This window comes from candidate division TA06 bacterium, assembly GCA_016208585.1.
GTDB lineage: Bacteria > Edwardsbacteria > AC1 > AC1 > EtOH8 > UBA5202.
In genome coordinates this window covers 1-10,396 of sequence record JACQXR010000067.1, presented here as the reverse complement: position 1 = coordinate 10,396, position 10,396 = coordinate 1, and the positions used below count along the sequence as shown (strand labels likewise).

The following is a 10,396-nucleotide window of genomic DNA, read 5'->3' as shown; positions in this document are numbered from 1 at the left end:
GGCAGGATCAACGAGTCCATCACTCCATCAACCGGACTGGCTGCGGCATACACATAGGTATATTCCCGTACTAACTGGGAACCAACAGTAGGCCTGATCCCTTTGGGCGCCCAACACCGCCGTGCCTGCACGCCTGCCTATGCCGAAGCGGCTACGCGCAGGCAGGCCAGAGTGCGTTTCGGCACGCCATGCCCCGCCTAAAGGCGAGGCTCCGCTTTGCAGGGCCGTGGGCAGGCGTGGGGCGTTGATTCGCCCAAACCGACCCTCGTCTTGAAACATCACCCGTACGGTTTCATACTGTGCCGGTTTTTGCCGAAGCTCTCGGCTGAGGGTTTGTGCAAAGTTTTTTTAAAAGCATCTTGAACAGCCGGGTCCCCTTTGGGATGTTTAGGGCGGGGAACTAATTTCCGCTAGCCATGTCGCTCCAGTATGCGATAGACCGTTGATCGCGGCACGGCATGCCCGAGGTGTTTTTCATATGCGGTTTTGATTTCGGTAACAGCTATAATGCCCCCAGCTTCGGCTTGTGCCAAGAACGGCTTGAGTAATTCAGTTTCCTCAACCAAACTGATATTCTCGCGATATCTGCCGCCGCGTTCTAAAACCTGTAAGGCGGTCGGTCCTTGTTTAAGGTAGGCCGCTTGAACCCGGCGCACCGAAACAGGATGCCAACCGAGGAATTCAGCTATTTGTTCTGGAGTTAAACCCAGGGCGGCCCGGAGTAATACGCATTGAACCCGTTGAAATTCAGATTTTGTTTTCGTTCCTTTCGGTAGTTCAAGCAGTTGTTCTTTTGATCCTTCTGGAAGTGACGTTGGTTTTCTTATGGTTATCTCCAAAGTAATAATTTCTTTCTTTAGAGATTATACCACATGTAATATGTAAATTGCAACTCAGTATAAATCGGCCGAGAAGGTGTTTAGCTTTGCAGACCTGGGCAAAGATCGCTTCCTGATAGGTGACATGGAAGAGAAACGTTATGCTGCCTACATGTTATCCTTGAATCCCTTGATAAGTGCCCGAAAGCCTTTGTTTACGCGATTTCCCGTGTTTGAGGCAACAAAAAATAGCTCCCTCCGTGAGGAAACTATCCCGTGCCTTTGAACCTGCTATACCTGCTAAATACGAAAGGGTTACGGATAAATCCATAACCCCAAATCCTCTATGGTGGGCGATACAGGACTCGAACCTGTGACCTCTTCCATGTCAAGGAAGCGCTCTAACCAAAACTGAGCTAATCGCCCTTAAGTTTCATTTTCCCCGTAAAAAACGCAAAACACCCGAAAAATATTTTAATTTTAGCGTGTTTCGCGGGCAAGATATATCCTAACTCTGTTGCATAGATAATTATACAATATCTCTTATAAAATTGGAAAGCAATTTTTACAGTTGCTTTTGGGTTTTGGCCTTCCGGTCAATGAAATTTTTCAGGGTTTTCAGGTCCTCGGAATAGACCTGCAGGAATTCCACTCCCACGTTATACCCGGTTTTGGCTTTCTGGCAGCGGGCCACCCTGGCAATGGCCGCCATTTCTACCGGCTGGCCCGATCGGATGAAATTGATCCTCATCTGCAGCACCTCGTTGGCCGTCATTTTTTTAACCGCGGAGAAAAGCACTCCGCCGGTGCTCAGGTTCCTGGCCCGGGCCGGTTTTAACCCTTTGACATCCAGCGCCCCTTCCTTGAGAGCTTTAAAATGAACCTTGATCTCCACCGGGAGGCGCAAGAACCTCCGCCTTTCGGATCCGCTCTGGCTTTGGATCATATTTTTATTTCCTCTATGTTTTAAAAGTTTTTTCTTTAAGCCGATGCCCCCGATAAAACCACCCAGCCTGCCGCTGGAGGAGATCACCCTGTGGCAGGGGATGATGATGGGCAGGGGGTTGGCCCCCACCGCCTGGCCCACCGCCCGGAAAGCTTTGGGCCTTTTTATCTCCCGGGCCAAGGCTCCATAGGTAATAAGCTGTCCCGGCGGCAATTCCGCCAGTTTCTGCCAGACGGCTTTTTGAAATCTGGTGCCGAATGAGATGTCCGCCTTATAGACGAATTTAACCGGACGGCCTTTGAAATAAGCGTCCAGCTGCTTGGTCATTGATTTAAATTGCTGCTCAGATTTTACCGGTTTTGCCCCGGCAAAATATTTGTTTTTTAGCATCTGGTCAAAAGATTGCTTGGAAAAGCGCAGGGCCACAATGCCCCTGCTGCTGGCTATCAGGTACAACGGGCCTAACGGCGACTGGTAAACGGTGTAAAAATATTCCGGTCCGGCCTTTTTCATTTTGATATCCTGTAATATTTTTTATGGAGGAGATAAACAATTTCGAAAATCACCTCAAGTAATATGCCCGGACTTTTTCATCCGCAGATTTACGCAGATTACTTATCAACTTTGGCAAATTATCTCTTGTTCGGCGTCGGCCGTTTCAAGGACCTTTGCTATCGCTTTGCCCTCGGCCAGCAGCTTGGCGTTATCTAACCCCGGCATTTTCTTTAAAATTTTAAATACCCCGCCCGCTTGCGGTGGGGTTACCGAATCCGAATGACGAATAAAGAGGAGTTCGGGCAGACATCTCATTGAGTCTACAAAAACAGACTATTGCTTTTTGAATGGTAACGTGCGAGGGAGTGGGGAAAAGATACTCCGCCCGCTGGCGGCGGGGTAGTTCAACGTTCTCACCACCCCAATATTTATAATATAGTTACGGGCAGGATTTCACGCAGTTGGTGTCTAACGCATTAGATTAACATTTTATGAGTAAGTTTGTCCAGAGGTTTTTTCAAATAAATTGCTCTGTCTATTGATACCCCACCACCCGGCCGGATTTGGTTTCCAGTTTGACCTCGGGAATGGCCTTAAGCCGGATCACGAACATGTATGACCACTTGTCCCGGCTTTTGCTACTGGAGAACCTGGCCTCCCAGCAATGCAGGTCCCGGAACAGCGAATAGTCTTGGGAGATCATCTCCCCGGTTTTGATATTATAATAGCGCCGGTAACTGATGCTCCAGTTCCTGGTCAGGTTAAAATTCGCCGATCCGGTCAGGTCGGATCCTGTGACCCCCATGTTTTTTTGCCAGTTCTGGCCGAAGCCCAGGCTGATGGACCAGGGCAGGCCCTTGGCCGGCTTGGGGGCCGGGGCGGCGGTATTCGAGACAGTTCCGAGACTGTCGGCTATCAAGGTATCGGCCGGCAGGGCGGCGGACTGAGCCAGGGAATCAGTCTGGGTGCTGATAGCGGTGGAATCGGGCGCAGGGATTAACGCTTCAGTAGAGTCCTTGGGCTCCAGCCAGCCCAGCCACTTGCCGGAAAGGTTGTAGCCTATATCCAGCCGGGCCCACTGGTTCCTCTTCTGGTAAAAATTATATTCCCAGGAGAACTGACAGTCCAACGGGCTGGCATAGGGCAGGAGCTGCAGGGAACTGGTCAGGCTGCCCCATTTTTCCCCCGTGGCCAGAAAATTGTAACTGGTGCCGGAGGAGATGGTCAGCAGATCTACCTTTTGTTCGGTGGTGTCCTTTTTGTACTTGGCCTGAAATTGCTGGCTCAGGGAAAGACCCATGGTTTTGCTTTCCCCCTGCCCCCCGCCCAAAAAACCGTAGAACCTGCCCTGGTCGATCTTGGGGGAATAGGAGAATAAAACCTGCGGTTTTACCACGTGGCGCAAGGCCTGAAGTTTCCCGCCTTTTATATTGAGCAGCCCGTACAGGGTGGTGCTGGCTCCCATCCCTTCGCTGTACAGCCAGCGCAGGACGTTACGGTTCTGGCTGGTATCCCGGTCATACCAGGTCCCGGAAAGATGCAGGCCCGGGTTGACGTTTATCCAACGGAAAATGTTGAAGGCGGAGCTTAAATCCATCCGGTTCTCCCAGCCTTGGTGTTTTTCTGTCATAAGCGTATCCCGCTTATCCGTCGCCAAGAAATGGGAACTGCCGGAGAATCCCAGCAAACCCTTGATGATATCCTTGCGGTAAAGGCTGACCGTAACATCGGGCAGCCGGCTGCTTTTGGTGCTGGTCTCAAGATTGTTGTAATGATCCACCGCCCCGGTCAGGCTGGCGATGGTGGACAAGGGAGTGTTGATGGCCAGATAGGAATGCAGGTTGCGGTCCATCCTCACGGCGCGGTTGTCGGAAAAATCGGTGTAATAGTTGCGGTCGCTGACGAAATTGGCGTTGCCGTTGATGTTTGTCCTCTTGCCCAGCATCTGGCTGTATAGCCCGTTCAGGCTCCAGCGCCGGTAGCCGGTGTTCCGGTCGTTCTGGTAGGAAAAATTCAAGGTGGTGGAGAACCGGGGGGGCATCATGTAGCGAGCCTCAAAATTGCCGCGCCAGCCAACTTTCTCCAGAAAATCGGCCGAGGCCGTGGCGTCGGACTGGCCGCCCATCACCTGATAATAGGCCAGGTTCTTTACGAAGGCTCCCTCATAGTTGTTGCTGCCGAACCGGGGCATCAAAAAACCGGAATGCCGCTCCTTGCGCATGGGAAAGAACCAAAACGGTATGGCCAGCACCGGGATCCCCTTGAAGCACAAAAGCACCGGCTGGGCCACTATTTTGTCGTTGAGGTAGATCTTCATCTGCCGCGACCAGAAGTAAAAATGAGGAGTATCGCAGTCGCAGGTGGTGTAGCGGCCGTAGTCGATGTTCAGCACCCGGTCGTCCACCTGGCGGATCCGGCGTCCCCAGTAGCGGCCCCGGTTGAAATCGGTGATGCCGTTGTATATCCAGCCCAGCCGGGCCTTGAAATCGTAAACCATCCGGTCGCCCTTGATGGCCTCGTTGCCGTCGTACAGCACCGGGTTTTGGTCCACCGTCAGCATCTGGTTCTTGGTGTCCAAGCTGATGCTGTCCCCGGTCACTTTTATTTCCTTATACCGCACCTCGGCCCGGCCGGTCAAACTGATCAGGCTCAGATCCAGCCGGTAATCTATCAGGTCGGCCTGGTAGCGGATGGCGGTCGTGGCGGTATCGTCGTTAAGCAGGTCCCAGCCGCCCTGGCCGTAGCCGGCCACGCTGTCCGGGACGGCCTTTAGGGTGTCCGCCGACGAGTCCGGGGCCTGGACGCTAGTGGTAGCCGGCGGGAGTCCGGCCTCCTCCGTTCCCGGCTGCTGGGCTGTGACCTGTCCCCAAAGAGGACGGGCCACCGGAGCCCATGCCGCCAAAAACAGAAACAGCGGCCAGTACCCCAAGGGCCGCCGCCTATGTCGCCGGAATTTGTTCATTATTGAAAAAATATTTTACGCCCGTCGTTTTATGACTATATCATCAGGTGTTTTTTCTCACACAGAGCCACACGCAGAGAATTTTTTTATGGATTACTTTGAGCGGCGAGTTTGCCAAATAAAAGGTGTCCCATTTTATCTAATTTATTAGAGCTTCTCTGTAAGCGGTTTCTCATCAACTGTCTTCAGATCCAAAATAATATTTGCGGATAACTTCTTAGCGTTCTCTGTGGCTTGGTGTGATGGCAAGCCGGCCTGAACAATACGTTATTTCTTTGTTCCTGGGTCGTGGTTGGCCCGGTATTCTTCTTTTATGGTAAAAAAAATAAGCAGGGTCACCCCTATCAGCACTGCGCTGTCGGCTATGTTGAAGGTATACCAACGGTCCAGATAAAATCCCGGAAATTTCAGGATCCCCGCCTTGAACGGGTGAATGATGATGTCCGGCATGTCGCAGTCTATGAAGTCCGTCACCACCCCGGTGCGGAACCGGTCCAGCATGTTGCCGGCCGCCCCGCCCAGAATGAATCCGGTGGCCAGGGCTGAGAGCAGGCTCCGGCTTTGGCTGCGGAGGTAAAAATAAACTATTGCGGTTATGGCCAAAAGCGAAAGGGGCAGCATCAGGTAGCGGCTGAAGGGACCGAAGGAAATGCCCATCACTCCGTTGCTGTTGGTGATATGGGTAAATTGCAAAACCTTCCCCAGCACTTCATAGCTTTCTCCCAGGGCCAGGCGGGACTCCACCAAAAGCTTGGTCCATCGGTCCAGCACAAATACCGCCAGGGTCGCCGTAATCACAACGATGCGGTTGCGCAGTCGTATCTTCGTCACAAATGTCCCTTATTGCTCTTTGTTGCCGTTCTTGGCCAGTTGTTCGGCCTGGCGGCTGCATTTGATGCAGTACCGGGCGTAAGGCATGGCCTCCAGCCGGGCCGGATCCACTTCTTTGCCGCAGCTGTCGCAAATCCCGAACTTGCCGTCCTTGGCCCGCATTAGGGCCTGGTCAATTTCGTAAAGCTCGTTGCCCTTGCTGGAGGCCAGGAACACGCTCTTTTCCTTTTCCATGGTGTCGGAACCCTGATCGGCCGGATGATAGGAGGCCGAGGAAAGGTCTCCGGCCGATTCCTTCTGGCTGGCCATCAGCCCCTCGCTTTTGATCTGGGCCAGCTCGGTGATGAAGCGCTTTCTTTCGTCCAGCAGGATGGCCTCGTATTTTTGCAGCTCTTTTTTGTTCATTTAAGGGTTTGATACCTCCTTAGGGTTTTATCTGTTCTATTACTAAGTTGATGGGATGGCCGTTGATCTGAATTTGCTGCCCGGCTGTTTCCGGCGATCCCGTTGTTAGGTTCAGGGCCAGGGTCTCGTTCATGATATAGGTTTTGAATTTTTCGATGGCCGCCGACAGTTCGGGATCCGTCCGGTATATGACCGTGATCCGGTCGGACACTTCAAAGCCCGATTCCTTGCGGAGGTTCTGGATCCCATGCACCAGCTCCCGGGCGCAGCCTTCGGATAGAAGTTCGGGTGAAAGCTGTTTTTTTAGCACTACCGCATAATCGCTTTCTTCTTGCATCGCGTAATCCTCTTGCGCTTCCTTTTCTCTAGTGAAATCGTTATAATTAACCTGGAAAATAGTGCCATTAAAATCAATTGGCACTTCACCGTATGGTTGGAATTTTTTAATATCATCACTGGACAAAGCGCTAAGTTTTTTTGCAATTGCAATTGCATCTTTTCCGTATTTAGGACCCAGCTTCGTAAAATCAGGTTTTACCTTCCAGTTCAGATAGAAATCAATGTCTAATGCATAATCTATTTTCTTTACATTTATTTCATCTTTAATTATTTCTTCGTACTTAGCTATACCAACGAATTGAACACGATTGATCTTTCCGACATACATAATTTCCAGCGGCTGGCGGACCTTGAGCTTGGCTTCTTTGCGGGCGGCGTGGCCCAGCGAGACCACCTTGCGTACCAGGGCCATTTCGTCGGACAATTTTTGGTCTGTCAGTTTTTTATCAACCGAGGGATACTCGGTCAAGTGCACGCTCTCCGGGGCTTTGGGATCGGCCGACCTCACCAGGTTCTGGTACATCTCCTCGGCCCAGAACGGCATGATAGGGGCCATGACACGCAGCAGTGTCTCTAAGCAAGTATATAACGTAAAATAAGCGGCCTCCTTGTCGGAGTCGGATTCCGATTTCCAGAAACGCCGCCGGGACCGCCGCACATACCAGGTGGAAAGGTCCTCGGTGAAAGACTCCAGTTTTTTGCAGGCCGAGGCCACATCGTAGTCGTCCAGCTTCTCCCGGACTCCCTTTACCAGCAGGTTCAGTTCTGACAATATCCAGTTGTCCAGCAGCGTCAGTTCGCACTTGTCCAGGCTTTTTCCCTGGGGAACAAATCCGTCCAGCTTGGCATAGGTGATATAGAAAGAGTAAACGTTATGCAGGGTCAGAAGTTTGCGCTTGAACTCGGTGGCCGTGTGGTAACCGAAATTGAGGTTGATCACCGGGTTTTGGCAGCAGAACATCCAACGCATCAGATCGGCCCCGATCTTCCCGGCCGCCTCGTCGAAGGGGATGGAGTTGCCGGCCGACTTGTGCATGTCCTCGCCTTTCTCGTCCTTGACCAGGGCGTGGCCCAGCAGGCATTGGAACGGCGACTTTCCCTCCAGCACGGTGCTCATGGTCAGGATGGCGTAGAACCAGTTGCGGAACTGGCCCGGAAAACACTCGGTGATGAACTCGGCCGGGAACCATTCCTTCCAGTATTCCCGATTTTCGGGATAGACTTGCGTAGGATCGTATCGATACTTCCCGGAGTTCTCCTTGTCCGGGGTGTAGCACTTATCCAGAGGCATTATTGTGGAGAACATCACGATCCCTGCATCCAACCAAACATTTCCGACATCGGGGATCCGAGCCACCTCTCGGCCGCATTTATTGCACGATATACGGATGTCATCCAGCCATGGCCGATGCGGTGTGTGCCCTTCGAATTTATCCCAGCCAGCTACGGTGCATTTCTTCAACTCCTGATAGCTTCCTATCACTTCAAGGTTGCCGCAGACGCACTTGAAGATAGGCAGGGCCAGCCCCCAGTAACGCTTGCGGGAAATGCACCAGTCATCCATGTTCTTTAGCCAGTCCAGCTCCCGGTCCAGGCCGAAGTCCGGGATCCAGCGGGCCTGCTTGACCGAATCCATGATCCGGTAGCGCAGGCTGTTCTTCTTTTCCTCCGCGGTCACCTGATCGTAGGGTTTGTCGTAGACCGGCCCCATGCTGATGAACCATTCGTCCACTAAGCGGAACACCAGCTCCGAATGGCAGCGCCAGCATTCGGGATAGCGGTGGGTGAACTTGTGGGCGTAGTACAGCGCGCCCCGTTTCTTCAGGTCTTCGACGATGGCCTCGGCCACGTCGTTGACATTTTTTCCGCTCAGCCAGTCGAATCCCGGCAGGTATATCCCGGCCTCATCCAGGGGTGCCACCACTTTCAGGTTTTCAACCTTGGACAGGGCAAAGTCCTCTTTGCCGCAGCCCGGGGCGATGTGTACCATACCGGTGCCGTCCTCCTCGGTTACTTCCTTCCAGGCTACGGTCCGGTGCTCAATTCCCTTCTGGGCCTCCAGGTGATCGAACGGGCCCTGGTACTTCAGCCCCACCAGCTCCCGGCCCGGCAGCTCCGAGATGGTCTCATAGTCCTTTTTAAGGACCTCCTTGCGCCCTTTGGCCATGTAATAAACGTTGCCTTCCTGACGCACTTTGAGATAGGTGAAGTCGGGATGCACCGCCACCGCGGTGTTGGAGGTCAATGTCCATGGCGTGGTTGTCCAGACCAGAAGATATTCCTTGTCCCGTCCAACGATGGGCAGCTGGATATAGACGCTCTTGTGGGTCATCTCCTGATAACCCTCGGTGGCGATCTCCTGATTCGAAAGCGCGATGCCGCAGCGGGCGCACCAGGGCATCACGTCGGTGCCCTGGTAGATCCAGCCCCGCTCGTGGCATTTCTTCAGGAAGTGCCAGATGGCGTAGTTGTTGTCCGGAGCCATGGTGAAATAGGAATTATCCCAGTCCATCCATTGCCCCAGGCGGATGGACTGTTCGGTCTGGACCTTGGAATACTTGTCCACCCGATCCTTGCACCGGTTGACGAAACGTTCGATGCCGTAGGCCTCGATGTCGCGCTTGGACTTGAAGCCCAGTTCCTTCTCAACCTCCACCTCGATCCACAGGCCCTGGCAGTCAAAGCCGTTCTGGTAGCGGGCGTCGTAACCCTGCATCGCCTTGTAGCGGTGATACAGGTCCTTGTAGGTGCGGCCCCAGACGTGGTGCACCCCCATGGGGTTGTTGGCGGTGATGGGCCCGTCCATGAAGCGGAAACGTTTTGCCGAGCCGCGGTTACGGGCTGCCAGCTTTTCAAAGGTCTTGTTGTCTTCCCAGAATTTTAATACTCTTTTTTCCAGTTCGGGAAAGTCAAGATTTTGGGAAACGTCTTGGTACATTGCTTTTAAAAATTCAGCACAATAGCTGTTTTAATATTGACTTCTTCAGGATAAACATTAAAAGCTAATTTATAATTTTTACCCAATATCTTCTTATTGTATTTTCCAAGTTCTACCATGCCCCAAATCCATTGCCCTAAATGTAGCTCTAAAAATAACAAACCGGGGCTTTCGGGTGATGATCCATCTGTATTTGCCCAATATATTAAAGCACCTTCTGCAGCTAGAAATATTAACCCGTGCAATGGTTTATGTGCTGGGTAAAAAGTACCGCCTGGCACTATAAGCCCAAACCAACCCCAGGCACCATTACTTAATTGGTTTTTAATACTGTCTGGTATTTCAATTTCGTTACGAATCCCATTGCTAAATTTGTCCAACCTTCCAATACTAAACACACCCAATTGATATCTATATACTATATTTTGTTTTATTGGTTGATTTCCATCAGACCCACCGCCAAGGGGCACAATTTTTCCGGATATATCGTTGGCAATAAATTTCATTTCATCTGTAAGAAGATAGTCCATTTTCTGGTTGCAATCTTGGGTGGCCGTTTTTTCAACTCTTGCAGTTCTTAAATCAATCAACCTTATCTGCACGGAAAACGTTTCCCCCAATTTGCCCACACTGCCACCTATCATTTTTTGCACCGGCAACAT

Annotated in this window: 7 protein-coding genes and 1 tRNA gene; all 8 read right to left on the bottom strand. The window is 51.9% G+C overall.

Annotation, left to right across the window (positions count from 1 at the left end; translation table 11 throughout):
• Positions 1-410 precede the first annotated feature (410 nt).
• On the bottom strand, positions 411-839 hold the full coding sequence (locus HY768_05420) for a helix-turn-helix domain-containing protein (protein MBI4726648.1): 429 nt from the start codon (positions 837-839) through the stop codon (positions 411-413).
• Positions 840-1,165: 326 nt separating this feature from the next.
• A tRNA-Val gene (locus tag HY768_05415) sits at positions 1,166-1,244 on the bottom strand.
• A 139-nt stretch (positions 1,245-1,383) separates the two neighbouring features.
• Positions 1,384-2,277 (bottom strand): methylated-DNA--[protein]-cysteine S-methyltransferase, encoded by an 894-nt coding sequence (locus HY768_05410; GenBank protein MBI4726647.1) that lies wholly within the window; start codon positions 2,275-2,277, stop codon positions 1,384-1,386.
• Between the two features lie 517 nt (positions 2,278-2,794).
• Positions 2,795-5,188 carry an LPS-assembly protein LptD gene (locus HY768_05405; protein ID MBI4726646.1) on the bottom strand — a complete coding sequence of 798 codons (2,394 nt, stop codon included), beginning with the start codon at positions 5,186-5,188 and terminating at the stop codon, positions 2,795-2,797.
• 300 nt (positions 5,189-5,488) lie between these two features.
• Positions 5,489-6,052, bottom strand: coding sequence for a signal peptidase II (locus HY768_05400; protein MBI4726645.1), 564 nt, complete (start codon positions 6,050-6,052; stop codon positions 5,489-5,491).
• Positions 6,053-6,061: 9 nt separating this feature from the next.
• A complete protein-coding gene (locus HY768_05395) occupies positions 6,062-6,457 on the bottom strand; it encodes a TraR/DksA C4-type zinc finger protein (protein MBI4726644.1) in 396 nt (131 codons plus the stop codon).
• Between the two features lie 19 nt (positions 6,458-6,476).
• On the bottom strand, positions 6,477-9,734 hold the full coding sequence (locus HY768_05390; protein ID MBI4726643.1) for an isoleucine--tRNA ligase: 3,258 nt from the start codon (positions 9,732-9,734) through the stop codon (positions 6,477-6,479).
• 5 nt (positions 9,735-9,739) lie between these two features.
• Positions 9,740-10,396, bottom strand: a 657-nt coding sequence (locus tag HY768_05385) for a hypothetical protein (GenBank protein MBI4726642.1), incomplete at its 5' end; no start/stop codon positions are given.

Bases quoted from the DNA above. Each gene is read 5' to 3' on its own strand.
- HY768_05410 (MBI4726647.1), bottom strand. From the start codon at position 2,277: ATGAAAAAGGCCGGACCGGAATATTTTTACACCGTTTACCAGTCGCCG.
- HY768_05395 (MBI4726644.1), bottom strand. From the start codon at position 6,457: ATGAACAAAAAAGAGCTGCAAAAATACGAGGCCATCCTGCTGGACGAA.
- HY768_05390 (MBI4726643.1), bottom strand. From the start codon at position 9,734: ATGTACCAAGACGTTTCCCAAAATCTTGACTTTCCCGAACTGGAAAAA.